This is a genomic window from Nocardia tengchongensis (assembly GCF_054781395.1).
Map to the genome: position 1 here is coordinate 437909 of NZ_BAAGUM010000017.1, position 25703 is coordinate 463611.

At 68.2% G+C, this 25703-nt stretch carries 23 protein-coding genes and 1 tRNA gene; 17 read left to right on the plus strand and 7 right to left on the minus strand.

Annotated elements, in window-relative coordinates; genetic code table 11:
* Positions 1-31: 31 nt before the first annotated feature.
* Together ACYVKL_RS33025 and ACYVKL_RS33030 are read left to right on the plus strand one after the other, a co-directional pair.
* Positions 32-673, plus strand: a complete 642-nt coding sequence (locus ACYVKL_RS33025) for a winged helix-turn-helix transcriptional regulator (RefSeq protein ID WP_379167265.1) — start codon at positions 32-34, stop codon at positions 671-673.
* Positions 674-893: 220 nt separating this feature from the next.
* On the plus strand, positions 894-1094 hold the full coding sequence (locus ACYVKL_RS33030; RefSeq protein WP_379167263.1) for a hypothetical protein: 201 nt from the start codon (positions 894-896) through the stop codon (positions 1092-1094).
* A gap of 12 nt (positions 1095-1106) precedes the next feature.
* On the opposite strand, the gene ACYVKL_RS33035 is transcribed toward ACYVKL_RS33030, so the two are convergent.
* The gene (locus ACYVKL_RS33035) at positions 1107-1829 is read right to left on the minus strand and encodes an IclR family transcriptional regulator (RefSeq protein WP_357192878.1); all 723 of its coding nucleotides are present in this window, start codon (positions 1827-1829) and stop codon (positions 1107-1109) included.
* A gap of 3 nt (positions 1830-1832) precedes the next feature.
* Entirely contained in the window at positions 1833-3290 is a 1458-nt protein-coding gene (locus tag ACYVKL_RS33040) for an APC family permease (protein ID WP_379167261.1), read from the minus strand.
* 249 nt (positions 3291-3539) lie between these two features.
* On the opposite strand from ACYVKL_RS33040, the gene ACYVKL_RS33045 reads away from it, so the two are divergent.
* The 4 genes from ACYVKL_RS33045 to ACYVKL_RS33060 are packed head-to-tail and all read left to right on the plus strand — an operon-like array spanning position 3540 to position 8556.
* Positions 3540-4949, plus strand: coding sequence for an ethanolamine ammonia-lyase subunit EutB (locus ACYVKL_RS33045; protein ID WP_379167259.1), 1410 nt, complete (start codon positions 3540-3542; stop codon positions 4947-4949).
* Positions 4946-5734 carry an ethanolamine ammonia-lyase subunit EutC gene (gene eutC / locus ACYVKL_RS33050; RefSeq protein ID WP_379167257.1) on the plus strand — a complete coding sequence of 263 codons (789 nt, stop codon included), beginning with the start codon at positions 4946-4948 and terminating at the stop codon, positions 5732-5734. Before ACYVKL_RS33045 ends, eutC begins: the two co-directional genes overlap by 4 nt.
* A gap of 16 nt (positions 5735-5750) precedes the next feature.
* Positions 5751-7268, plus strand: coding sequence for an APC family permease (locus ACYVKL_RS33055; RefSeq protein WP_379167254.1), 1518 nt, complete (start codon positions 5751-5753; stop codon positions 7266-7268).
* A 37-nt stretch (positions 7269-7305) separates the two neighbouring features.
* Positions 7306-8556, plus strand: a complete 1251-nt coding sequence (locus tag ACYVKL_RS33060) for an HAD family hydrolase (protein WP_379167252.1) — start codon at positions 7306-7308, stop codon at positions 8554-8556.
* A gap of 38 nt (positions 8557-8594) precedes the next feature.
* Here ACYVKL_RS33060 and ACYVKL_RS33065 read toward each other — a convergent pair whose 3' ends face one another.
* Positions 8595-8915 carry a hypothetical protein gene (locus ACYVKL_RS33065; protein ID WP_460773760.1) on the minus strand — a complete coding sequence of 107 codons (321 nt, stop codon included), beginning with the start codon at positions 8913-8915 and terminating at the stop codon, positions 8595-8597.
* A gap of 263 nt (positions 8916-9178) precedes the next feature.
* Here ACYVKL_RS33065 and ACYVKL_RS33070 point away from each other — a divergent pair, with 263 nt between their 5' ends.
* Positions 9179-9706 (plus strand): hypothetical protein, encoded by a 528-nt coding sequence (locus tag ACYVKL_RS33070; protein WP_379167247.1) that lies wholly within the window; start codon positions 9179-9181, stop codon positions 9704-9706.
* 136 nt (positions 9707-9842) lie between these two features.
* Here ACYVKL_RS33070 and ACYVKL_RS33075 read toward each other — a convergent pair.
* Positions 9843-9916 (minus strand) — tRNA-Arg (locus tag ACYVKL_RS33075).
* A 202-nt stretch (positions 9917-10118) separates the two neighbouring features.
* Here ACYVKL_RS33075 and ACYVKL_RS33080 point away from each other — a divergent pair.
* From ACYVKL_RS33080 to ACYVKL_RS33115, 8 genes are all read left to right on the plus strand, one after another.
* Positions 10119-12158 carry a bifunctional copper resistance protein CopD/cytochrome c oxidase assembly protein gene (locus ACYVKL_RS33080; protein WP_379167246.1) on the plus strand — a complete coding sequence of 680 codons (2040 nt, stop codon included), beginning with the start codon at positions 10119-10121 and terminating at the stop codon, positions 12156-12158.
* Positions 12159-12169: 11 nt separating this feature from the next.
* Positions 12170-13114, plus strand: a complete 945-nt coding sequence (locus ACYVKL_RS33085; RefSeq protein WP_379167244.1) for a threonine/serine dehydratase — start codon at positions 12170-12172, stop codon at positions 13112-13114.
* A gap of 155 nt (positions 13115-13269) precedes the next feature.
* A complete protein-coding gene (locus ACYVKL_RS33090) occupies positions 13270-13719 on the plus strand; it encodes a single-stranded DNA-binding protein (protein WP_213557410.1) in 450 nt (149 codons plus the stop codon).
* A gap of 10 nt (positions 13720-13729) precedes the next feature.
* Positions 13730-15406: an energy-dependent translational throttle protein EttA gene (ettA, locus tag ACYVKL_RS33095; protein WP_379167242.1), complete on the plus strand. Its 1677-nt coding sequence runs from the start codon at positions 13730-13732 to the stop codon at positions 15404-15406.
* A 457-nt stretch (positions 15407-15863) separates the two neighbouring features.
* Positions 15864-20780 (plus strand): NAD-glutamate dehydrogenase, encoded by a 4917-nt coding sequence (locus ACYVKL_RS33100; protein ID WP_379167240.1) that lies wholly within the window; start codon positions 15864-15866, stop codon positions 20778-20780.
* Between the two features lie 14 nt (positions 20781-20794).
* Entirely contained in the window at positions 20795-21250 is a 456-nt protein-coding gene (locus tag ACYVKL_RS33105; RefSeq protein ID WP_428847626.1) for an acyl-CoA thioesterase, read from the plus strand.
* A gap of 13 nt (positions 21251-21263) precedes the next feature.
* Complete coding sequence (locus ACYVKL_RS33110; protein ID WP_379167236.1) at positions 21264-21938, plus strand: DUF8185 domain-containing protein; 675 nt, start codon at positions 21264-21266, stop codon at positions 21936-21938.
* 151 nt (positions 21939-22089) lie between these two features.
* The gene (locus tag ACYVKL_RS33115; RefSeq protein WP_379167234.1) at positions 22090-22821 is read left to right on the plus strand and encodes a dienelactone hydrolase family protein; all 732 of its coding nucleotides are present in this window, start codon (positions 22090-22092) and stop codon (positions 22819-22821) included.
* A 44-nt stretch (positions 22822-22865) separates the two neighbouring features.
* Here the strand turns inward: ACYVKL_RS33115 and ACYVKL_RS33120 are convergent, their stop codons facing one another.
* Together ACYVKL_RS33120 and ACYVKL_RS33125 are read right to left on the minus strand one after the other, a co-directional pair.
* Positions 22866-23183: an AzlD domain-containing protein gene (locus ACYVKL_RS33120; RefSeq protein ID WP_379167232.1), complete on the minus strand. Its 318-nt coding sequence runs from the start codon at positions 23181-23183 to the stop codon at positions 22866-22868.
* Positions 23184-23226: 43 nt separating this feature from the next.
* On the minus strand, positions 23227-24075 hold the full coding sequence (locus ACYVKL_RS33125) for an AzlC family ABC transporter permease (RefSeq protein ID WP_379167230.1): 849 nt from the start codon (positions 24073-24075) through the stop codon (positions 23227-23229).
* 93 nt (positions 24076-24168) lie between these two features.
* On the opposite strand from ACYVKL_RS33125, the gene ACYVKL_RS33130 reads away from it, so the two are divergent.
* On the plus strand, positions 24169-24789 hold the full coding sequence (locus ACYVKL_RS33130; RefSeq protein WP_379167228.1) for a helix-turn-helix domain-containing protein: 621 nt from the start codon (positions 24169-24171) through the stop codon (positions 24787-24789).
* A gap of 31 nt (positions 24790-24820) precedes the next feature.
* Here the strand turns inward: ACYVKL_RS33130 and ACYVKL_RS33135 are convergent, their stop codons facing one another.
* Entirely contained in the window at positions 24821-25192 is a 372-nt protein-coding gene (locus ACYVKL_RS33135) for a hypothetical protein (RefSeq protein ID WP_379167226.1), read from the minus strand.
* A gap of 52 nt (positions 25193-25244) precedes the next feature.
* Between ACYVKL_RS33135 and ACYVKL_RS33140 the strand changes: the two genes are divergently transcribed.
* Entirely contained in the window at positions 25245-25700 is a 456-nt protein-coding gene (locus ACYVKL_RS33140; RefSeq protein ID WP_379167224.1) for a MarR family winged helix-turn-helix transcriptional regulator, read from the plus strand.
* Positions 25701-25703 lie beyond the last annotated feature (3 nt).

Consider the following 25703-nt stretch of genomic DNA (forward strand, 5'->3'; position numbering starts at 1 on the left):
CCGTGTGGGCGGATATGGACAGTTCTGTGCGGTGGCACGGGCGTTGGATGTACTCGGCGAGCGCTGGACCCTGTTGATCGTGCGGGAGTTGATGATGGGCGCCGCGTCCTTCAGTGACATCCGCCGAGGGTTGCCGCGGATTCCCCGAGCCACCTTGTCGACGCGGCTGCGGGCACTGCGGGCGGCCGGGATCATCGACGCCGACTACCGCCTCACCGACTCGGGTCGCGACCTGGCTCCGGTGCTCCAGGAATTGGCCCGCTGGGCAGTAGACGCCGACAGCGCGGCACTGTCCGAGGGCGATCTCGACACCGCCGCCCTGACCTGGGATATGCAGCGCCGCATCGATATGACCGAACTCCCCGATCGCACCGTCGTGCTGGCGCTCACCTTCACCGACCGGCAGCCGACGGACCGCTACTTCTGGCTGCACCTGTCGCCGACCGGAGTCAATCTGTGCCGCGACGACACCGGAGCCCCCGTGGACCTCTGGCTCACCGCCCCCACCCTCGCACTCACCAAATGGTGGACAGGCGACCTGTCCTGGCACGAGCTCCAGCACCAACCCGGCGTCCAGTTGGAGGGCGACGCCACCCTGCGCCGCCGCATTCCACACTGGTTCAAACGGTACGTCTTCACACCGGAAGCCCTTGCCGGCTCGACCCTTCGATGACCGGGGCTCGGGGTGTTTCCGCAGGAGGAACATCCAAGCCGATGCGGTCACACCGGACGTTGCGTTGGACGCCTCCCCGATTGATCGCGCGGGCGCCGGGGAGGACAGTCGATGGGACCGTCCACTTCATCCCGGATTGCGATACATGTCAGCAGTTCCCGCACACGGCACACCTCGAACCCGCTACACCTCCGTCGGCAGGGGGCAGGCGGCGTGGCGAATGATCGGCAGCAGTATCGAGATCCTCGCACTCACCGTGACGAATGCGGCGCGGCTCCCCGAGTACGTGGCCTTCGACGACGACAGCTGTCACGACCTGTGCTGGGCTCGTGAACGATTCGGCAAGTTCGCCGACCTGTGGGACGCGATACGCAGCGAATACTGGCAGTTGCTGTTCCACTCCGACGCGTCGGTCACCTAGCGGCCGGGACCATCAGAACAGCAGTGTTTCCAGCTGCGCCGCGCACCTTCGGGCGGACTCGTCGAAGGTGGTCATGGCGTCGAGGCGGCTGGTGGCGCCCGCCAGGCAGAGGGCGGCGTCGGGAGTGCCGGATTCACTGCGGATCGGGTAGGCGAAGCAGGTCAGGCCCGGTAGGAGTTCGTCGACGGCGCGGGCGTGGCCGGTGGATCGGATGGCGGCGATGTCCGCGGCGAGGGCCGCGTGCGTGACCCGGGTGTTCGGGGTGAGGCGGATCGGCGCCGGAACCAGTGCGGGCCAATCACTGTGGACGGACAGCAGTAGCTTGCCTGCAGCGGAGGCGTGCAGGCATCGGGTCAGCTCCCGCTCGGCCGGGACCGGATGGTCGGGGTCCTGATCGATCACCCGCACGGTGCTCGCGCCGAAGCCGATCAGGTTCACCGCGAACCGGGTGGACGCGCGGAACTCGGCGAGGCACTGGCGCGCTGCTCGAGACACGGTCGGCGTGTTCAATGCGGCCGCCAGCCCGCGCAGTCGCGCACCGAGACCGAAGCCGCGCAGATCGGCCGTCCGGATCAAATATTCGTCGGCGACCAGAGAATTGAGCAGCCGGTACGCGGTCGCCGGCGGGAGACCGAGGCGTTGCGCGATTTCCTTGGCGGTGATTCCCACACCGCATTCCGCCACGATCTCGATAATTGCGAGAGTATTGGTGACCGAGGTGCCGCGTGTATTCATGGGCTACCGGAATACCGAGGTCAGCAACAGGTCGTCGCGTTGCGGTTCATCGAATATTCCGATCCCGCGCAGCCGGTCCGGCGCGAACCGCCGCAGTGCGCCGGCGAAGGCGATGCCCGCCACCATGATCGCGACGTACACCGCCACCACGGCGGTATTGCCCGGTTGCCCCGAGAATGCCGCCGCGACCATCAACAGCCCGATCAGCGCCGCCGCGGTGCCGCCCAGGATCGCCAGCGCCCGGCTCGGTTCCCCGATGCGCCGCAGCAGAATCGGACCGGCCAGGCAGGCCGGCAGGTAGGAACCCAGGTAACCGAAGGCGCTGAGGGTGAGGAACGAACGGATCGCGTCCTGCGGCGCCACGCCCACCCACAGCACCGCGATCGCGCACCCGGTCACCACGGTCATGGCCGCGGCGATGGCCGCGGCCGGGGTGTGGAAACGCGGATGCGCGCGGCCCGCCCGCCGCGGCGCGATGCCCTCCCGGCCCATCGTGAACAGCACCCGCACCAGGGCGTTGATCGAGGCCACGGTGCAGGCGAAGAACGAGGCGGCGACACCGAGATCCAGGGCGACCGCCAGCAGCCGCGAATCATGGTGCAGGAGTAGATCGGACAACGGGGTGCCGCTGCCCGCCGTCGGATCCACCGACAGCGCCACCGCTTCGGCGCCGACAGCGAGCAGGTAGATGACGCCCGCCGCCAGCGGTGTCCACAGCACGGTCCGCGGCACCGAACGGAACGGGCGGAACGACTCGGCGGACAGCGTGGTCGCGCTCTCGAATCCGACGAACGCGCTGATCGCCACCACCGCGCTCATGGCGAGATCACCGGTGTCGCCGCGCCACGACACGGCCTGGACCGGATCGACGTCGTGCCGTTCGGCGACGAGCAGATAGCCCAGTGCCGTCAGAATCGCCACCACCGATACGCATTCGATGAGCAGGGTGGCGACGGCCGACGGCCGGATACCGCGGGTCATCAGCACCACCGCGGCCGCGGCCGCCGCGACCGACAGCAGCATCGTCACCGCGACCGGGACATCGAGCCCGGCGAGCATCGCGACCCGACCGAGATAGGTGCCGACGGCGACCAACCCCGCCACGCTCACCGCGGCATACCCGACGATCGCCGACCAGCCGACCGGGATCGCGCAGGTCGGGCCCAGACTCTTCGCGGCGTAGGTGTACAGCCCGCCGGTGACCGCGATCCGCTGCGCCATCGGCCGCACGACCAGCGCCACACACCAGGTCAGCAGTGCCGCGGCGAGGAAGGCCAGCACACTCGGCCCGCCGCCGACCGCCGCGATCACGAAGGGCGGGGTGACCGCGGCCGTCCCGGCGGGCGCGATGGCCGCCACCGATTGCGCGAACACCGGAGCGAAGGCGAGCCGCCGGCGCCGGAGTCCGCTGATCGACGACCGCTGCACCACCAGCGGTGGCGTCGGCGTGGGTACGGTCAAACGCGGGCAGCCTTTCTGCTGGTGCCGCGGACGAGCTTCGTCCGCGAAAGAGCCTCAGAGTAGCCAGGCGCTCGTGGCGCGGCGGTTACGTTCAGTTACTTCCATATTTCCGCCGGTGAGAAAATTCTCCGCCGGAATTCTCATCACCGGTTATCCGGGAACGGCGCTGCCGTAACAGAACCCGATTAGCGTCTGCCGCCATTGGAATTCGACGGCTTCCGGGCCCGGCGTGAGAGGACGTTTTCCGCGATGACCTACCGTCAGCAGATCGGCGGACGAACGCATGTGTTCGGGAGCCTCATCGAGGTACTGGCGAAGGCCGGCCCGGCCCGATCCGGGGACGAATTGGCCGGGTGCGCAGCGGAATCGGATGCCGAGCGGGCGGCCGCGAAATGGGTGCTCGCCGATATTCCGCTGGCGGTGTTCCTGAACGAACCGGTGGTGCCCTATGAGACCGACGAGGTCACCCGGCTCATCATCGACACGCACGATCGGGCCGCGTTCGGCCCGGTCTCCCATCTGACGGTCGGTGAGTTCCGGGATTGGCTGCTCACCGAAGTTGCCTCCGGGACAGCCGAATTCACGATTCCGGCGCTCGCGCGTGGCCTCACTCCGGAGATGGCGGCCGCGGTGTCGAAGCTCATGCGCAACCAGGACCTGATCACAGTCGCCCGGGCGCTCTCGCCGCAGGCGGCGTTCCGGACCACCATAGGCGCGCCGGGCCGGCTGGCGACCCGGTTGCAGCCGAACCACCCCACCGACGATCCGCGCGGCATCGCCGCGGGCATCCTCGACGGGCTGCTGCTCGGCTGTGGCGACGCGGTGGTCGGCATCAACCCCGCCTCCGACGATCCGGTCGCGATCGCGCGGCTGCTGCATCTGCTCGACGACATCCGTGTGCGTTTCGACATTCCGATGCAGTCCTGCGTGCTCACCCACGCGACGACGACGCTGGAACTGATCGAACAAGGCGTGCCGGTCGACCTGGTGTTCCAGTCCATCGCCGGGACGCAGGCCGCCAACACCGGTTTCGGGATCACCCTGGATCTGCTGGCCGAAACCGCCGCGGCGGCAGGCGAATTGGGTCGCGGCACCGTCGGTCAGAACGTCATGTATTTCGAGACCGGGCAGGGCGCCGCATTGTCGGCGGACGCGCACCGGGGCGTGGGCGGGCAGCCGGTCGATCAGCAGACTCTGGAGGCCCGCGCGTACGGCGTGGCGCGGGCCTTCGATCCGCTGCTGGTCAACACCGTCGTCGGATTCATCGGCCCGGAATACCTCTACAACGGCAAGCAGATCACCCGGGCCGGGCTGGAAGACAACTTCTGCGGCAAACTGCTCGGCCTGCCGATGGGTGTCGACGTTTGCTACACCAACCACGCCGAAGCCGACGCCGACGACATGGATCTGCTCGCGACCGCACTGGCGGTGGCCGGGACGGCGTTCGTGATCACCGTCCCGGGCTCCGATGACACCATGCTCGGCTACCAGAGCCTGTCCTTCCACGACGCGCTCTACCTGCGCCGGGTCTGCGGACTGCGGCCCGCACCCGAATTCGAGGAGTGGCTGCGGCGGATGGACTTGGCCGACGACAGCGGGCGCGTCCTGCCTGCCGGGCCGACCGGATCCCCCTTGCGTGCGCTGGCGGCGAACCGATGACCAACGAGGCCGTCGACAGTATCGATCCTTGGGATCGGATGCGGTCACACACGCTGGCCCGGATCGGGCTGCGCCGGGCGGGCGACACCCTCGCCACGCCGGAAGTGCTGGCGCTCAACGCATCCCACGCGCTGGCCCGGGACGCGGTGCGGACGCCGCTGGAAGTGGCTGCCGTGCACGCCGCGCTGGCCGAGCTGGAACTGGGCGACCCCGTTCACGTGACCAGCGCGGCGGGCGACCGAGACCGGTATCTGCGCCGCCCGGACCTGGGGCGCATTCCATCCGGACCGCTCGAATTGTGCTCCTCCGGAGCGGATCTGGCGCTGGTGGTGTGCGACGGACTGTCGGCCACCGCGGTCACCGCGCACGCCGCCGGACTGTGCGCCGCGCTGGTCGGGGCCTTCGCGCCGGACTACTCCCTGGCGCCGCCGGTGATCGCGACACAGGCGCGGGTGGCGCTGGGCGACCACATCGGCCGAACCCTCGGTGCGCGAGCGGTATTGGTGGTGATCGGGGAACGGCCCGGCCTGTCGGTCACCGACAGCCTGGGCATCTATCTGACTTATGCGCCGCAGCCGGGCCGGGCCGACTCCGAGCGCAACTGCATTTCGAATATCCGCCCACCGCACGGCCTGAGCTACACCGATGCCGCCATGGTGGCGCGCGACCTGATCGATCAGATGTTCCGCGCCGGTCGCTCCGGCGTCTCGATCAAGGCCCGAGCCTCCGCCGCCGCCCTGCCGAGTCGGCCACCAGGCATTTCCTCCGATAACGAAATCAGCTAGTAGAGAGAGTATTTCGATGACGCAGACAACCCGCGCAGCCGTTGCCGCCGCGCCGCCGCCCGAGTCGGAGACCGCCGTCCACCGGCTCAAGCCCAACGCCATCGGACTGCTCGGCGTGGTGTTCATGGCCATCGCCACCGCCGCCCCGATCACCGCCATGACCGGCAACGTGCCGTTCATGATCTCCGCCGGCACCGGCAAGGGCACGCCCGCGGCCTTCCTGATCGCCATGGTCGTGCTGGCCGTGTTCTCGGTGGGTTTCACCACCATGAGTAAGCACATCACCGCCACCGGCGCCTTCTACGGCTTCATCTCCTACGGTCTGGGCCGCACCATCGGTTTGGCGTCGGGCCTGCTGGCGGCCTTCGCCTACATGGTGTTCGAACCGTCGCTGATCGGCATCTTCGCGAGCTTCGGCACCAATACCGTGCTCGCACAATTCGATACGCACATTCCGTGGTGGGTGTTCGCGATCGTGATGCTGGCGATCAACGCGGTCGGCACCTGGTTCGGTGTCGCCGTGGCCGAAAAGCTGTTGGTGGTCCTGTTGTTCACCGAGATCACCGTGCTCGCGGTGATGGCGGTGTCGGTCGCCGTGCACGGTGGCGGGCCGCACGGCTTCTCGCTGTCGCCGCTGAACCCGGTCGCCGCGTTCACCGGGCCGTCGGCCGGGTTGGGTTTGTTCTTCGCGTTCTGGTCGTGGGTCGGGTTCGAGTCGACCGCCATGTACGGCGAGGAGTCCAAGAACCCGAAGAAGATCATCCCCAAGGCCACCATGATCGCCGTGCTCGGCGTCGGCGTGTTCTATGTGCTGGTGTCGTGGATGGCGATGTCCGGCAACGGCATCGACGAATCGGTGGACCTGGCCGGCTCCGCCAACCCGATGGACGTGTTCTTCCACCCGACCACCACCTACGTCGGCCACTGGGCGGTCACCGCCATGCAGTGGCTGATGATGACCGGTTCCCTGGCCTGCGGCATGGCCTTCCACAACTGCGCCGCCCGCTACCTGTACGCGCTGGGCCGCGAGGGCGTCCTGCCCGTGCTGCAACGGACCCTCGGCCGCACCCACCCCAAGCACGGTTCCCCGCACATCGCCGGCCTGGTGCAGACGATCATCGCCGGACTGCTGATCGCCGGCTTCGGCATCGCCGGCAAGGACCCCTACACCGGGACCTACACCCTGCTCGCCATCCTGGGCACCATGGCCATCCTGGTCGTGCAGTCGTTGTGCTCCTTCGCGGTCCTGGTCTATTTCCGCAACAACCACCCCGAGACCCGGCACTGGTTCAAAACCCTGGTCGCCCCGCTGACCGGCGGCCTGGCGATGCTGGGCGTGGTGGTGCTGCTGGTGGTCAACATGGGCACCGCGGCCGGCGCGGAATCCGGCTCGCTGGTGTTGAAGGCCACGCCGTGGCTGGTCGGCCTGGTCGGCGCCACTGGCATCGGCTACGCGCTCTTCCTCAAGCTGCGTGACCCGGCCCGCTACGCGCTGCTCGGCCGGACCGTGCTGGAGGAAGCGCACGAGCGCTGAAAACACCTCGGCTCCAGTCGATTACGGAGAGGAAACTATGAAGAAGCGATCCCTCGTGGGGTTGATCGCGGCCGCCGGCGCCCTACTGTCGCTGACCGCCTGCGGCTCCGGCTCCGATGGCGCAGCCGCACCCACCTGCAAGCAGCTCGATCCCGCGCAGACGTGGTACGGCACCAACAAGGAGACCTTGTCGACGTTCATCGCCACCACCGGAACCTGCGGCAAGAACACCGCCGCGAAGCCACTGGCGTTGTTCGACTGGGACAACACGCTGGTCAAGAACGATGCCGGTGAGGCCACGTTCTATTGGCTGCTGTCCCACGACAAGCTGCTACAGCCAACCAACTGGTCGGCCACCAGCCCCTACCTGACCCCGGCGGCCGGTGACGCTCTCCGCGCCGCCTGCGGTACCGCTGTTCCGGGAACCCCGCTGCCCACCTCCACCAATACCGCCTGCGCCGACGAGATCCTCGCCATCGGCGACAACGGCAAGACCAAAGCCGGCACATCGGCTTTCGACGGCTACGACCACCGCCGACTGGAGCCGGCCTACGCCTGGCAGGTACAACTCCTGGCCGGACACACCCCCACCGAACTCACCGACTACGCCACCCAGGCCCGAGCCCAAAACCTCGCCGCCCCCGAAGGCACCGAACAAACCATCGGCACCACCAAGGTCGACGGCTGGGTCCGCTACTACCCCCAGCAACAGGACCTGGTCAAAACCTTGCAGGCCAACGGATTCGACGTCCGAATCGTCACCGCCTCCGCAGAACCGGTAATCAAGGTGTGGTCCCCCGAACTAGGCGTCCCCGCCGACAAGGTGATCGGCATCGTCCCCCTCACCGACCACGACACCTACACCGGCCACATCGCAGGCTGCGGCGGCCTCGGACCGGACCAGGTCATCACCTACATGGAAGGCAAACGCTGCGCAATCAACGAACGCATCTTCGCCATCACCGGCCCCACCGCCTTCGACCAACAACCCCCCGACAAACGCCCATCCCTCGCAGCCGGTGACTCCGACACCGACGTAGTCTTCGTCGCCGACGCCACCACCCTCCACCTCGTAATCAACCGCAACAAACCCGAACTCATGTGCCACGCCTACGCCAACCCCGACGGCAAATGGCTGATCAACCCAATGTTCATCACCCCCAAGAAACACAAGGACCAGCCCTACCCCTGCGCCACAACAGGTTTCACCACCGCCACCGGCGACCACAAACCCCTCACCGGGCCCAACGGAACCGTAGTCCCAGACCAGCAAGACACCGTCTACTGACCCGAACCAGAGCCTCTGGACGGCGCGGTTCAGAGGCGTCAGGGCGCCACCGAGCTGAGCTGCATGGCGTGGTCGGCGATATTGCAGCCGACAGCAAAGGGGACGAGCAGCAGCAGTAGGGTCGCCAGCGCCCAGCCAAACCGCAACGTACGGGTCACCGCGGCACCGATCACACAGCAAAGCCCGATCACCAGCACCGCGGCCATCCCCACCAACGACACCTCGATCCCACGCCCCACCTCGTCCAAGCAGGGGCTCCCAGGCGCACACGAATCGCCTGCCATCGCGAACATCCCGGTGGCCATCATCAAGAAGGTCGCCAGCAGCAAGGCGAGAACGATGCACACCGCGGTGATCACCCCATCCCACCCCGGGGTCTGCCGCCGGCGGGCCTGCGAGCCCGCAACTGGGGCAAGTGTCTTCGTCACGCAAGCCAGCATCGTCCCCGCACAGTCCCCACCACACCCGTAGATCTACTCACCCTTCGGCGGAAAACCCTCATCCGAGCCTAGGCTCGGAGAACCCATCCCTGAGCAACATCGGTGCCGTCGACAGATCTATCGGATCCTCCAGTCGGACTTCATGATCGGTCACTGGTCGCTCTGTGGCGATAATCCTCGTCGTGTTCTCGGTTCGGATGAACGATTTGGCGGTTGAGGCAATGGCCGTACTCACGGCTTCCGCGATGGAGCCCCCGGGAGGGCTGGCCACCGGTCTTCGCGAACGCGCGGCGCGGGGGATCGTCCATCGAGGTCAAGTAGTCACGTGGGCCGATTCCACCGGCGACGTCGGCAATGTGCCGTCGTCCTTTCCCGATCTCACCGGTTGGGAATGCGGTGACAGTTCGTTCCATCTCGAGGACTTCGTCCCAGTCCAGATCGACATCATCGATGGCCAGCCGAGCATCGGCGAGGACGACCAATGCCTGCTACTACTCCACGGAATTGCGTTGGCGCGGTTGGTCGGCCGACTCGTCCACGACCTCGACCCACCCGCCCCGGTTCGCTGCATCATCAGCGCGAACGAGACCAACGCCACGTTCAGGTTCCACCGAATCCGCGCGGGCGAGAGCTGGAACACACCCAATCTGGACGACTACCGACACGAGAAGATCATCGTCGTCGACATCGAGCCGCGCGGCGCGCTGTAGTGCCCGATGAGCAACGGCCGGTGCCCATGGGCACCGGCCGTTGGTCTTTGCCGAGTGAGTTGCTGGGTGTTTGACCCTCTCCCAGCTCGGGTATTGGTGTTACTGCCAGCGTTGTCGCTGGTCAGTCACCCTTGTGCGCCCCCGGCAGGAATCGAACCTGCGACCTAGGGATTAGAAGGCCCTTGCTCTATCCAACTGAGCTACGGAGGCAGTGCGGGCATCGGCGGTGATGCGGGCTCCAAACACCTTGACCCAAATCGATCTCGGTGTCCAGCGCGATAAGTATAGCGAGCGTCCAGATCAGTAATGGTTCTCGCTCAGCAACCGTTCGGCGCGTCGGGGCGGTTGTGCAGACCGGAGGACCGGAAACCCCAGGGGAGTCTGGACGGGCGCTCCGAACTACGCTGGGCCTATGTCGTCAGTGCAGGACCCGCCCGCAGGATCGGATGTTTCGGCGAATCGGTCGGGTTCGGGGGTGACGTTCGCTGCGGTCACGGCACTGGGTGGGGCGGCGGCCGCGTTGGTGGCGGCGCTGGTCGTGGCGTTGTCGGCGGCGCAGGCACTGACCTTGCTGGGGATTCCGGATCCGGGGCCGCTGACCACCTACGGGTTGCCGGCGGTGCGGGCGGTGGCGGATCTGGCGGCGGCGTTGACCGTCGGGTCGCTGTTGTTCGCGGCGTTCTTCGTGCCGCCGCAAGGCACCGGGGTGCTGGATGTCGGGGGGTATCGGGCGTTGCGGCGGGCCGGTAACGCGGCCCTGGTGTGGGCGGGCGCGGCGGCGCTGCTGGTGCCGTTGACGCTGTCGGACACCACCGGGCAACCGTTGCTCGACTCGATACGGCCGGAGCAGGTGTGGCGGGCCGCCGACCAGGTCGAGGTGGCCGGGTCGTGGCGGTTCACCGTGTTCATGGTGCTGGCGCTGGCGATCGGATGCCGGGTGGCGTTGCGCTGGGGCTGGACTCCGGTGCTGCTGCTGCTGTCGGTGCTCTCGCTGCTGCCGGTGGCGCTGACCGGGCATTCCTCCTCGGGCGGCGCCCACGATCTGGCCACCAACAGCCTGATCCTGCACCTGCTTTCGACCTGCTTCTGGGTCGGCGGGCTGTTCGCGGTGCTCGCCTACGCGCTGCGGGAAGGCAAATACACGGCACTGGCCGTGCGGCGGTTCTCGATCGTGGCGACCGTCTCGTTCGTGGTGATCGCGATCAGCGGTGTGATCAACGCCCTGGTCCGGCTGCCGGTGTCGGAGTTGCTGACCACCACCTACGGCAAGCTCGTGCTCGCCAAGGCCACCGCGCTGATCCTGCTCGGCGTCATGGGCTTCCTGCAGCGCAAGCGCGCGATCCCGGATCTGGAGCGGGATCCGCAGGACCGCGGCGCGCTGATCCGCCTGGCGGGCGTCGAGGCCCTGATCTTCGCGGCAACCATCGGTCTCGCCGTGGGCCTGGGCCGCACCCCGCCGCCGGATCAGCGCAAGGTCCCGACACCGACCGAGGTCGAGATCGGCTACAACCTGGCCGGCCCGCCGAACGTCGCGCGACTGCTGTTCGACTGGCGCTTCGACCTGATCTTCGGCACCCTCGCCCTGGTGCTGGCCGCCGCGTATGTGTGGGGTGTGCTGCGGTTGCGCAAGCGCGGCGACTCGTGGCCGGTCGGCCGGACCATCGCCTGGCTCGCGGGCTGCACGACGCTGCTGATCGCCACCAGTTCCGGGGTGGGCCGGTACGCGCCGGCCATGTTCAGCGTGCACATGGCCCAGCACATGATGCTGTCCATGCTGGCGCCGATCCTGTTCGCGCTGGGCGGTCCGGTGCTGCTGGCGTTGCGCGCGATTCAACCGGCCGGTCGGAATCAGCCGCCGGGGGCGCGCGAATGGATCCTGGCGGCCGTGCACAATCCGGTGTCGCGTTTCCTGACCCAGCCGGTCGTCGCCTCGGTGCTGTTCGTCGGCGGGTTCTACGCGCTCTACCTGGGCGGCATCTTCGACAAGTACGTCGGCACCCACGGCGCGCACATCCTGATGAACGTGCACTTCCTGCTCAGCGGCTACCTCTTCTATTGGGTTGTCATCGGCATCGACCCCAAGCCGCGACCGGTGGAGCCGCTCACCAAGCTGGGCATGGTCTTCGGATCGCTGCCCTTCCACGCCTTCTTCGGTATCGCCCTGATGAGCATGAACACCGTGATGGGCGGCTGGTTCTACCGCGGTCTGGGCCTGTCCTGGAACAAGGACCTGCTCGACGATCAGCACACCGGCGGTAGCCTCGCCTGGGCCAGCGGTGAAGTGCCGCTGGTGGTGGTGATGCTGGCGCTGCTGATCCAGTGGTCGCGCAGTGACAAACGCCTGGCGACCCGGCTCGACCGCAAGGCCGAACGTGACGACGACGCGGAACGCAACGCGTACAACGCCATGTTCGCCGAGCTCGCCCGGCGAGACGGAGAGGTGCGCAAATGAGGGATGTCGCCATGGCGACCCGGAAAGTCAAGCGGCTCTACCGATCCGACGTACGCCAGGCCCGTCGGTTGCTGCGCGGGCACACCCGCAAGACCCCCGTCTTCCACACCGAGATCCTGGGCCCGCACGGCCCGGTCCCGGTGACGCTGAAACTCGAGCATCTCCAGCACGGCGGCACCTTCAAGGTGCGCGGCTGCCTGAACGCGCTGCTGCAGGCGCGCGGTGACCAGACCCAGGTGGTGCTGGCCTCGGCCGGCAATGCCGGGATCGCGGCGGCACTGGCCAGTGCGGTGCGCGGAATGTCGTGCACGGTGGTGGTTCCGGAGTCGGCCTCGCACACCAAGGTGGCGGCCATGTGGTCGCACGGCGCCGAAGTGCTGTGGCACGGAACGACTTACGCCGAGGCCCACAAATACGCGCGCCAGCTCGCGGCCGAGCGCGGCGCCATGCCGTTGCACGCCTACGACCTGCCCGAGATCGTGGCCGGGGCGGGTGTGGTCGGGCTCGAGATCGAGGAGCAGGTGCGCGGCAGACCGCCGGTGCTGGCCGCGGTCGGCGGCGGTGGCCTGGTGGCCGGGATCGCGGTGTCGCTGGGGCTGCGCGGACGCGTGATCGGGGTCGAGCCGGTGGGCGCGCCGACGCTGCACGCGGCGCTGGCGGCGGGACACCCGGTGGATGTCGACGTCTCCAGTGTGACCTCGGATGCCCTGGGCGCGAACCGGATCGGCGAGATCGCCATGGAGGTGGCGCAGCGCTATGCGGTGCGATCGGTGCTGGTCAGCGATGACGCGATCGTGATGGCCCGGGAGTATCTGTGGCGCGAGTTCCGGGTCGTGGTGGAGCCGGCGGGGGCGACCGCGGTGGCGGCGATCCAGTGCGGCGCGTACGTGCCGGCGGCGGGGGAGCGGCCGGTGATCGTGTTGTGCGGGGCCAATACGGATCTGGCGACCCTGTAGCTCGATCCGGGTCGGGCCGGAAGTTATCCACACCCCGCGAGTTGTCCACACTCGCCGATAGGGGGTCTGCCCCGGGGCGCTCGATCGGGCGAAGCTGGAAGCCGATCGAACGCACAGGCTCGCGGGGCGGGCTCGAATCGACAAGGGGGAGCGCGATGTACGAGGCGAATACCGCGGTGATCGGCCGGGTCGTCACCCAACCGGTGGTGCGCGGGCTGCAGAACGGCGAGCAGCTGCTGAGCTTCCGGCTGGCCAGTACCGCCCGCCGCTACGATCAGGCCGCCGGGGACTGGGTGGACGGGGGCACGTTGTACCTCACCGTAAGCTGTTGGCGACGGGGGATCATCGAAGGAGTCGAAGCGTCGCTGCAACGAGGTGACCCGGTCATCGCGTACGGGCAGCTGCGCTCGAACGAGTACACCACCCGAGACGGCGCGGAGCGCACCGACCTCGAGATGCGGGCCCTGGCAGTGGGTCCCGATCTGGGGCGTTGCACCGCCCCGGTGGTGCGCAAAACCTTCGCTCGACCTGACCGGACCGACCCCGTGGAACGGCCGTCCGTGGATGCGGACACTGCCGGAGAACCCGCTACTACACACAGTTAGGCTTGCCGATATGGCTGAGTTCATTTACCAGATGATCAAGGTGCGAAAGGCGCATGGCGACAAGGTCGTGCTCGACAATGTGACCTTGAACTTCCTTCCCGGCGCGAAGATCGGTGTCGTCGGCCCGAACGGCGCCGGTAAGTCCAGTGTGCTGAAGATCATGGCGGGACTGGACCAGCCGAACAACGGTGACGCCTGGCTCGCGCCCGGCGCGACGGTTGGCATCCTGATGCAGGAGCCGGCGCTCAACGAAGAGAAGACCGTGCGCGGCAATGTCGAGGAGGGCCTCGGCGAGATCAAGGTGAAGCTGGACCGCTTCAACGAGATCGCCGAGCTCATGGCGACCGACTACTCCGATGAGCTGATGGAGGAGATGGGCAAGCTCCAGGAGGAGCTCGACCATGCCGACGCCTGGGATGTCGACTCGCAGCTCGAGCAGGCCATGGACGCGCTGCGCTGCCCGCCGCCGGACGAGCCGGTCGTCAACCTCTCCGGTGGTGAGCGCCGTCGTGTCGCGCTGTGCAAGCTGCTGCTGAGCAAGCCCGACCTGCTGCTGCTCGACGAGCCCACCAACCACCTCGACGCCGAGTCCGTGCTCTGGCTCGAGCAGTTCCTGGCCTCCTACCAGGGCGCCGTGCTGGCCGTCACCCACGACCGGTACTTCCTCGACAATGTCGCGGAATGGATCCTCGAGCTCGACCGCGGCCGCACCTTCCCCTACGAGGGCAACTACTCCACCTACCTGGAGAAGAAGGCCGAGCGCCTCGAGGTGCAGGGCAAGAAGGACCAGAAGCTGCAGAAGCGCCTCAAGGAGGAGCTGGCCTGGGTCCGCTCCGGCGCCAAGGCGCGGCAGGCCAAGAACAAGGCGCGTCTGGGCCGCTACGAGGAAATGGCCGCCGAGGCCGAGAAGATGCGCAAGTTGGACTTCGAGGAGATCCAGATCCCCGCGGGTCCCCGCCTGGGCAGCGTGGTCGTCGAGGTCGACAACCTGGACAAGGGCTTCGGCGACCGCCAGCTCATCAAGGACCTGTCGTTCACCTTGCCGCGCAACGGCATTGTCGGCGTCATCGGCCCGAACGGTGTAGGTAAGTCGACGCTGTTCAAGACCATCGTCGGCCTGGAGAACGCGGACAGCGGCAACGTGCGCGTCGGCGACACGGTCAAGCTGAGCTACGTCGACCAGAACCGCGGCGGCATCGACCCGAAGAAGACGGTGTGGCAGGTCGTTTCCGACGGGCTGGACCACATCCAGGTCGGCCAGGTGGAAATGCCTTCCCGCGCTTACGTTTCGGCGTTCGGCTTCAAGGGTCCGGACCAGCAGAAGCCGGCCGGCGTGCTCTCCGGTGGTGAGCGCAACCGCCTGAACCTGGCGCTGACCCTCAAGCAGGGCGGCAACCTGATCCTGCTCGACGAGCCCACCAACGACCTCGACGTCGAGACCCTGAGCTCGCTCGAGAACGCGCTGGAGAACTTCGCCGGCTGCTCGGTGGTCATCTCCCACGACCGGTGGTTCCTGGACCGCACCTGCACGCACATCCTGGCGTGGGAGGGCACCGAGGACAACCCGGCCGCGTGGTTCTGGTTCGAGGGCAACTTCGAGGCCTACGAGGCCAACAAGGTCGAGCGCCTGGGCCCGGATGCGGCCCGCCCGCACCGGGTCACCCACCGCAAGCTCACCCGCGGATAGCTCACCACCCCAACCGAATTGACCGTTCCGCCCCCCGCCCGCCGATCCGGGTGGGGGAGTCGGACCGTGCCGTCATCGGCCGGTTACTACGGTGCTGACGTAATCCGACCCGTAGTCGAGCGGTCGGTTGGTTGCTTTTGTCCGGCTCGGAGGGTGTTTGCCGGCCGCTTCATGGTTCGCTGGATGGCGGGTCGTGGCTGCTCAGGTGAACGGTTATCGAACAGCGAACTCAGCGGTTTCGCATTCGCAGTAATGCGTGAAAACTGTTTTGGTGCAAGGTTTGTCAAAGGCGACCTGGCGATATCGGACAAGAACCTCACTCATGGAACCGTCCGGTTTGTCGGTATTATGAGACGCGGCGTGGCATTGGCAGGAATTCGACCCGGTACCTGTTGAGCCCAGCTACTCTCGCATCGGCGTCACTTTGTTACGGAACCGAATCCGAGGAGTTGGCGAAATGACGGTCTCGTCCGAACTGTCCAGCGCGGCCTGGGCTGCGAGTTTGCCCGCGTCCCTGGGCGGCAACCTCGTGTCCCTCGAGGAGGCATATTTCCGTCACGTCGACGCCGGCGACGCGGACTGCGCTATACCCGCGACCTCCACCCACATCTTCCGCTGCCACGTCGATCTGGCCGTCCAGCGCACCCCCGGCACCGCGAATGTCCATGTGTACCAAGCGGATGACGAGGCCGGGCTCGGCGTCGCCATCCAGATGGTCACCGACGACATGCCGCTGCTCGTCGAATCCGTCACCGCCTTCCTGAGCCGCATCGGCGTCAGTGTCAGCGAGGTCGTGCACCCCATCTTCGAGGTCACCCGAGACGCCACGGGTCACCTGGAGACCGCGGTGCCGCACGAGGTCGACGGCAATGGCGCGACCGATCTGCGCGAGTCCTGGATGCATGTGCAACTGCACCCCGCCACCAGCCGCGCCCAGCTCGAGCGCATCGAGTCCGCGCTGCCCGACGTGCTCACCGACGTGCGCCGCGTGATCGAGGACACCGAGGCCATGCGCGAGGCCCAGGAGCGGGTCGCCGGGGAACTCGACACCGCGGCCGCGGGCGGTAGATCGGGCTTCCCGGCCACCGACCTCACCGACTGCGCCCACCTGCTGCGCTGGCTGGCCGACGGCCACTTCACCGTGCTCGGGTACGCCCGCTACGAGCGCAGCACGGTCGACGGCCAGGCCAAATCCATCATCCTCCCGGAGACCAGCCTGGGCGTGCTGCGCCCCAATGTCGGCACCGACTTCCGGGTCCCGGACAACAGCGGTGACCAGCCACTGCTCATGCTGACCCAGGGCCTGGTCCCCGCCACCGTGCACCGCGCGGTCTACCCGTACTTCGTCGGCGTGGCCGAGATCGACGAAGCCGGGGCCGTCACGGGCGAGCACCTGTTCATCGGCGTCTTCACCGTCACCGCCCTGCACGAGAACGTGCTCGACATTCCGGTCATCGACCGCCGGGTGCGCTCCATCATCGAATCCAGCGGGTTCGACCTGGACTCCTTCTCCGGCCAGGAGATGCTCGAGGTCATCCAGTCCTTCCCGCGCACCGAGCTGTTCTCCTCCGACGGCGAGGCCCTGCGCCGCACCGCCAGCGCGGTGCTGAATGTCGGTATGCGACGCCAGGTCCGGCTGTTCATGCGCCTGGACGGCTACGGCCGCTTCGTGGCCTGCATGGTGTACCTGCCGCGCGACCGCTACACCACCCGGGTGCGCCTGGAGATGCAGGACATCCTCATGCGCGAGCTGGGCGGCGTCTCCATCGACTACTCCGCGCGAGTGTCCGAAAGCGACCTCGCCAGTGTGTATTTCACCGTCCGCCTGCCCGATCAGGGAACCGCGACCGACGCCCCCGCCGCCGACACCAGCGAGACCAACCGGCTGCGCATCCAGCACCTGCTGGCCGAGGCCAGCCGCACCTGGGACGACCATCTGCGCGACGAGGTGGCCACCTCCGCCGTGCTGGACCCGGCCATCGCGCAGCGCTACGCCGAATCCCTCCCGGAGAGCTACAAGGAGGACTTCGACCCCACCCGCGCCATGGCCGACATCCTGCGCCTGCAGGGCCTGGCCGAGGGCGGCATCGATCAGCATCTGTACCGCTGGCCCGACTCCGCCACGGGCTCTTGGCGTTTCACCCTCTACGTCGGGGGCGGCGGCATCTCGCTGAGCCAGGTGCTGCCGCTGTTGCAGAGCCTCGGTGTCGAGGTGATCGACGAGCGGCCGCACCAGGTCGACGGCGATCACGGCCCCGAGCAGTGGATCTACGACTTCGGCCTGCTGGCCCGCCCCGAGCTGCTGCGCAGCTCCCTGGACCGGAACATGGACGCCGAGCTGGTGGAGTCCGTGGGTCGCCTGGACGCGCTCGACGCCCAGGTCCGCGGGCTGCGGGAACGCTTCACCGAGGCCTTCGAGGCGCTCTGGTACGGCCGCGCCGAGGCCGACGGTCTCAACGAACTGGTGCTGCGCGGCGGGCTGAACTGGCGTGCCGTCGCCATCCTGCGCGCCTACTCGAAGTACTTGCAGCAGGCGGGATTCCCGTACAGCCAGGCCGCCATCACCCGCGTGCTGCTGGCCTACCCGGAGGCGGCGAGCATGTTCGTCGACCTGTTCACCGCGCTGTTCGATCCGGACTCGGCCAACGCCGCACACGCCGTCGAGGTGGAGGCCGCGGCCCGGCACCGGATCGACGAGGTGGTGAGCCTGGACGCCGACCGCATCCTGCGCGCCATCCTGGGCCTGATCAAGGCCACCCTGCGTACCAACTACTACGTGCTCGACGCCGAAGGCAAGGCGCGGGACTACCTGTCGTTCAAGGTGGAACCGCGCGAGATCACCGAATTGCCCAAGCCCCGGCCGCAATTCGAGATCTTCGTGTACTCCCCGCGGGTGGAGGGCGTGCACCTGCGCTTCGGCCCGGTGGCGCGCGGCGGCCTGCGCTGGTCGGACCGCCTGGAGGACTTCCGCACCGAGATCCTGGGCCTGGTCAAGGCGCAGGCGGTGAAGAACGCGGTGATCGTGCCGGTCGGCGCGAAGGGCGGGTTCGTGGTCAAGCAGCCGCCGGCGGCCACCGCCGATCCGGTCGCCGATCGCCAGGCCCTGCAGGGCGAGGGCATCGCCTGCTACCGCACCTTCATCTCCGGCCTGCTCGACGTCACCGACAATGTCGATCGCGCCACCGGCGCCGTGCTGCCCCCGGCTCGGGTGCTGCGCCGCGACGCCGACGACACCTACCTGGTCGTCGCCGCCGACAAGGGCACGGCGACGTTCTCCGACATCGCCAATGACGTTGCCATGCAATACGGTTTCTGGCTCGGCGACGCCTTCGCCTCCGGCGGTTCGGTGGGCTACGACCACAAGGCCATGGGCATCACCGCCAAGGGTGCGTGGGAGAGCGTGAAGCGGCATTTCGCCGAGATGGACATCGACACCCAGACCCAGGATTTCACCGTGGTCGGCATCGGTGACATGTCCGGCGACGTGTTCGGCAACGGCATGCTGCTCTCGCGTCACATCCGGTTGGTCGCGGCCTTCGACCACCGCCACATCTTCCTGGACCCGGATCCGGACGCGGCGTCCTCGTTCGCCGAACGCGAGCGCATGTTCGCATTGCCGCGCTCGTCCTGGGCCGACTACGACCAGTCGCTGATCAGCGCGGGCGGCGGCGTCTACGACCGCACGGTCAAGGCGATCCCGGTCAGCGAGGAGGTGCGCGAGGCGCTCGGCCTGGGCGCCGAGGTCACCTCGCTGTCCCCGCCGGAGATGATCCGCGCCATCCTGCTGTCCCCGGCGCAACTGCTGTGGAACGGCGGCATCGGCACCTACATCAAGGCCGCCACCGAGACCAATGCCGAGGTGGGCGACAAGTCCAATGACGCGGTGCGGGTGAACGCGAACGCCTTGCGCGTCAACGTCATCGGCGAGGGCGGCAACCTGGGCGTCACCGCGCTGGGCCGGATCGAGTTCTGCCGGTACGGCGGCAAGATGAACACCGATGCGCTCGACAACTCCGCGGGCGTGGACTGCTCCGACCACGAGGTCAATATCAAGGTCCTGCTCGACGGCGTGGTCTCGGCGGGCGAGCTGTCGCAGGCCGAGCGCAATCCGCTGCTGGCCTCGATGACCGACGAGGTGTCGGCGCTGGTGTTGCAGGACAACGTGTCCCAGAACTATCTGATGGGCATGTCCCGCGCCGAGGCCCCGAACATGCTCAATGTGCACGAGCGGCTCATCGAGGATCTCGAGGACCGCCGGGGTCTGGACCGCGAGCTCGAGGCGCTGCCAGGTGAGGTGGAGCTCAAGCAGCGTTTCGAGGAGGGCGTCGGACTCACCTCGCCGGAGCTGTCGAATCTCATGGCGCACGTGAAGCTTTCGCTCAAGGCCGACCTGCTGGCCAGCGACCTGCCCGACAGCGCCTACTTCTCGGCGCGGGTGTCGCAGTATTTCCCGACACCGCTGCGCACCCGCTTCGGCGCGGCCATCAAGCGGCACCGCCTGCGCCGCGAGATCACCAGCACCATGCTGGTGAACGAGGTGGTGGATCTGGGCGGCATCACCTACGCCTTCCGGCTGGGCGAGGAGATCGGGGCCTCGGCCTCGGACGCGGTGCGCGCCTTCACCGCCGCAACGCAGATCTTCGACCTGCACACGGTGTGGAACACCATTCGCGTCGCCGACGTCTCCACCGCCATGAAGGACGCGCTGGAGCTGGAGACCAAGCGCACCCTGGACCGCGCCTCGCGCTGGCTGCTCAACAACCGCCCGCAGCCGGTGGCGGTGGGCGCGGAGATCCACCGCTACGCCCAGGGTGTGCGCACGCTGTCGCCCAAGGTGCCGGGCTGGCTGCGCGGCCACCACATCGACTCGCTCAACGAGCACTCGCAGGCCATCGTCGACCAGGGCGTGCCCGCCGATCTGGCCATCACGGTGTTCGGGCTGCTCAACCAGTTCCCGCTGCTGGATGTACTGGACATCGCCGACATCACCGATCGCAGCGGTGAGGAGGTGGGCGCGCTGTACTACGCGCTCAACGATCACCTCAAGATCGATTGGCTGTTGCAGGCGGTCAGCCACCTGGAACGCGGCGACCGCTGGCATGCGCTGGCCCGCCTCGCGCTGCGCGACGACATGTACGGTTCGCTGCGCTCGCTCACCCTCGATGTGCTCTCCGCCGGTGACCCGGAGGAGACCGCCGAGGAGAAGATTGCATACTGGGAGTCGAAGAATCAGTCCCGACTGGGCCGAGCCCGCTCTGCCCTGTCGGAATTGTTCGAGTCCGGAACCCACGATCTGGCCACGCTGTCGGTGGCGGCGCGGCAGGTGCGCAGCATGGTGAGTGGGGTGGGAGCGCAATCGGAGGTACCGCGTTGACGAGTGTCGATTCGCTGAACGGCCATGCGGCCGGTGTGACGGATCAGGCTGTGCCCAGCCGTTTCCACACCACGGTGGAGGTGCGCTGGTCCGATATGGACGCCTTCCAGCACATCAACCACGCCCGCATGGTCACCCTGTTGGAGGAGGCCCGCATCCCGTGGCTGTTCCTCGACGAGCGACCGACCGTCAAGCTGCGGGCCGGCTGCGTGCTGGCCGACCTGCGGGTGCAGTACAAGGGCCAGTTGCGGCACGAGGATTCGCCGCTGGACGTGTCCATGTGGATCTCGCGGCTGCGCGCGGTGGACTTCACCGTCGGTTACGAGGTGCGCGCCGCGGGCGCGGCCCCGGACTCCCCGGCCGCGGTGATCGCGTCCACCCAGCTGGCCGCCTTCGACATCGACACCCAGCGCCTGCGCCGCCTCACCACCGAGGAACGCGACTACCTGTCGCTGTGGCTGGCCGACTGACCCGACGACGACCTTGTCGGGACAACTGACCCTGCACGTTCCGGATCCCGCGGAACGCGAGAACCTGGCCACCTTCCTCTCCCATGCCCTGCGCCTGGACCCGGCGGCGGTCATCCGGTTGCGCCGGCGCGGCGACCGGTTCGTGTCCGCCTGGGCCGCCACCGGATTCGAGGCGCTGGCGGTGCGCACGGTGGTGGCCGAACTCGGGATCGACGATGTGACCATCGGTGCGGACACCATCCTCGCGGGCCTGCACGGTCCCGGCGCGGGCAGCGGGTTCGGCCTCGGCTTCGCGATGGATTCGGCCTGGCACGGGGCATTGCCGCCGGAGTCCGGGTTCGTGCACGTTGAGGACGTCCCGGCCCGCATGCTGGTCGAATTGGCCGAACGCGGAGCCGAAGTGGCGCAGGAGCACGGTGGCAAGCACGGCCCGCCGGCCGCGCTGCTGGATCAGACGGTGCTCACCGTCTCCGGCGGTGGCGAGCAGGTCGAGGTGCCGATGCGGGTCGTGTTCGCACTGGCCGCAATGGATTTCATTCCGCACGGCGGCGAGAAGACCGACTCCCGGCGCATCTCGGTGGACGAGATCGTGCGGGTGCGCGCCGCCCGCACCTGGCTGCGCCTGGACGCTCGCTACGGGTCGGTGGCTCGCCGCCGCGGTCCCGCCCTCCCACTGCTGGCGCACTGAACGCCCCGGTGCCGGCGGATGAACGCTGCGGTGCCCGGCGAATGAACGCCGGGGTGTGCGGCGAAAGCTGATGGGGCCCAGCGGAAATTCGATGGATTGCGGCCCCGGATCGGGTGGCAGTCTTCGGGCTCGCGGCGCTACGTTGGTCAGCATGACTGCTGTCGCGATCGAAACCGGGTGGGTCGACCTGAAGGTCGGCGACGCCGTGATGAGCGCCTACGTGGCCTACCCCGCCGAGCCCGGCGCCTATCCGGGAGTCGTTGTCGGGCACGAGATCTACGGCCTGCACGCGACCGCGAAGCAGGCCACCGAGCGCATCGCCGCCCTGGGCGCGATCGCCATCCTGCCCGATCTGTTCCACCGGACGGCCCCGCGCGCCGATCTGGAGTTCGGGGGAGAGGGCCGCGACCGCGGCCTGGAATTGCTCCACACCCTGCGCCGCCCCGATGTGCTCGCCGATATCAGCGCGTGCCTCGAGGAACTCCGCGCCCGGAAAGCCACCTCGGTGAACATGGTCGGCTTCAGCGCGGGCGGGCACATCGCCTACTACGCGGCGACCCAACTCCCGCTGGCCGTCACCGCCGCCTTCTACCCGGGCTGGCTCACCAACACCGACATTCCGCTCTCCACGCCGGAACCGACCATCGAATCGACCTCCGGCATCACCGGGCGCATCCTGCTGTTCTTCGGCGGCCTCGATCCGCTGATCGATCCCGAGGCTCGCGACGAACTCGAAGAAGCCTTGACCGCGAACAACATTCCGCACGAGATCGTGGTCTACGAGGACGCGCCACACGGCTTCGTCTACCCCGGCCGGGACTGGTACCGCCCCGAACTCGCCGAGGATGCCTGGTCCCGGCTCGCGGACCTGCTGCACGGCTGAGCGCTCGCCCGCGCTGATCGCGGGTCAGGACGTCGGCGCAGCGGTCAGTGCACGCCGAAAGCGCGAAGCCCGGCGGTCACGACGGCGGCGGACAGGATCACCACCAACAGTGGCGCCCGCCGCCAGGCCAGCACGGCTGCGACCACCACGCCCGCGGGCAGCGCCCACCCGAATTGACTGCCGCCCGAGGGCATCAGCGTGGTGACGGCCAGCGCCGTGAGCAATACGACCGAGGCGATCTCCAACAGCCGGATGGTGCGCGGCGAGATCCGAATCCGGCTGCGCAACAACGGCCCGGCGAACCGGAACGCGAAGGTGCCCAGCGCCAAGGCCATGGTGGCCAGCAACAGCGTCTTGGTCATCGTGCCGCGCTCACAGGGTTGGGCGGTCGATATTCGGTCCGCATCAGACGGTCCCGGCCACAGTAGCCGCAGTGGTCGCGGCCGTTGTACTGCCGGTTCCCACGGCCTGATGCACGGTGCCTGCGGCGTGATCCCCGATGCGAGCGGAGTGGTGGTTCGCATCCACACCCTGTTTCGCGATATTCGAGATCTGGTCGGGGGTGGCCGTGCCCTCGGCCTCTCCGCTGCCTGCCCGGCGCGCGACCAGCAGGACGGCCGCCAAGGCGAGCAGAACCGGCAGGCCCGCACCGAGGAACGGCGTGGTCGCCGCGGCGACGGCCGCGCCGGCCAGCGCGGCGGTGCGGGTGAGGGAGTCGCGCAGGGCGGGCAGCACCAGGGAGAAGAGGACGGCCGGGAAGACGGCGTCCAGACCGAACATGTTCGGGTCGGGCACGATCGCGCCGAGGGCCGCGCCGATCGCCGCGCCCAGGGGCCAGGCGGCGGCGACGGCGAGGCCGCACACCCAGTAGGCGGCGCGGCGGCGGTCGCGGTCGGGCTGCGCGAGGGCCATGGCGACGGATTCGTCGTTCATGACGTGGGTGCCGAGCAGTCGCCGCCAGCCGGTGCCGACCACGTCGGGGACGGACAGGCCGTAGGGTACGTGCCGGGCGTTGACCAGGAGTCCGGCCAGGACGGCCGCGACCAGGCCGCCGCCGGCGGTGAGAATGCCGATGAAGACGAATTCCGAGCCACCGGCCACGACGGCGATGCTCAGCAGGACCGGCAGCCAGCCGGGCAGTCCCGACGTCACCGCGGTAGCGCCGTAGGACACGCCGATCATGGCGACTGCCAGGCAGATCGCCGCGATACCTGTGAGCACACCCCGATCGAGTGTTCGCCATGCCGAACGCATGTTTTCTATAATGAACACACCAGGTGGGGTTCGTCAAAGGGGCGTGCCGGAGGAAGGGCCGAGGCCCCCGCGGCCGGTACTGTGAACGCCACCATGACCCAGCAGCCCGACCGCTCCGCGCCGGCGTCTCCCTCGGAGGCGTCGGCATCTCCACGGGACGCGAGCCCCTCGTCGCCGCAGGAGGCGATCGCCACCGCGCTGCGCCGCGAACGGGCCCGCGCCGGACTCTCGCTGACCGAGGTCGCCCGCCGGGCCGGGATCGCGAAATCCACACTGTCCCAGCTGGAATCGGGTTCCGGAAACCCCAGTATCGAAACACTGTGGGCGCTCTGCCTGGCCCTGGACATCCAGTTCTCGCGGCTGCTGGATCCGCCGACGCCGCAGGTTCAGGTCATTCGCGCGGGCGAGGGTCCCGTGCTCGCCTCGGCGCACTCGGAGTATCGGACCACGCTGCTCGCGGCCTCCCCGCCGGCCGCCCGCCGTGACGTATATCGCGTCACCGCCGAACCCGGCCATCCCCGCGACTCGGCCCCGCACTCGCGTGGCGTGGTCGAGCACATCGTCCTGTGCGCCGGTCGCGCCAAGGTCGGCCCCGCCGAGGATCCGGTCGAGCTCGAACCTGGCGACTACATCTGCTATCCCGGCGACATGCCGCACGTTTTCGAGGCCCTTGTGCCGGGCACTTGGGCGCTGCTGATCAGCGAATACAGCTGACGACGCGAATCACCTTGCGATGCAGGGGGATTCACTGTCCGGTCAGCCACCAGGCGGACAGCAGGTGCACGGCCGCCAGTCCGACGCAGGTCGCCGCCATCGGCCAATTGCGCCGTCCCCCACCGATGATCGCGTCGCCGATCTGCGCCAGCCCGGCTACCACCAGGATCGGCGCGAGTCCGCCGCGGGTTCCGGCCGCGAGCAAGATCAGCAGCACGACGCTCAGTGGTACCGCCCGGGCTCCGTATCCGTAGGCGAAAAACCTTGTGCCCGCGTTGATCTGGCCGCCGTCCGGCACCGCCAGCGCGGGCCGGGCCATGCCCACCACGCTCGAGATTCCCGAGATCAGCGCGACCGCGGCATTGGCGATCGCGATTCCCGTGTACGCGTCCATTTCGTTCACTCCAATAATCATTCAGACTGTGAATGGTTCGAGCAGAAGTATCATCTGACCTGTGAACGATGTCAAGAAGCCGACCGGGCTCCCGCGGACCGTCGCGTTCCGGCTCGGCACCGTGGGCGCGGTGGTCGCCGATCGGTTCGCCGCGCGGATCGAGGAACTGGACCTCAAGCCCAAGCACGCGGGTCTGATGACCGCGCTCAGCCACGGCGAGGCCGCCTCACAGCAGGAATTGGCGGGCCGGCTGGGCGTCGCGCCCAGTCTGGTGGTGGCGCTGGCCGATCACCTGGAACGGCTGGGCGCGATCGAACGCGTGCGGGACCCCGCTGATCGGCGCAGGCAGGTGCTGCGGCTCACCGCGCACGGCCACACGTTGCTCGCGGCATGCGAGCAGGCCGCGCGGGAACTCGACGACGAGCTCACCGCCGGAATGACCGCCGAGCAGCGCACGGCGCTACAGCGTGCGCTCGGCGTGCTGGCCGCCGAGACCGGGCTGCCTACCGGCGAGTGACCC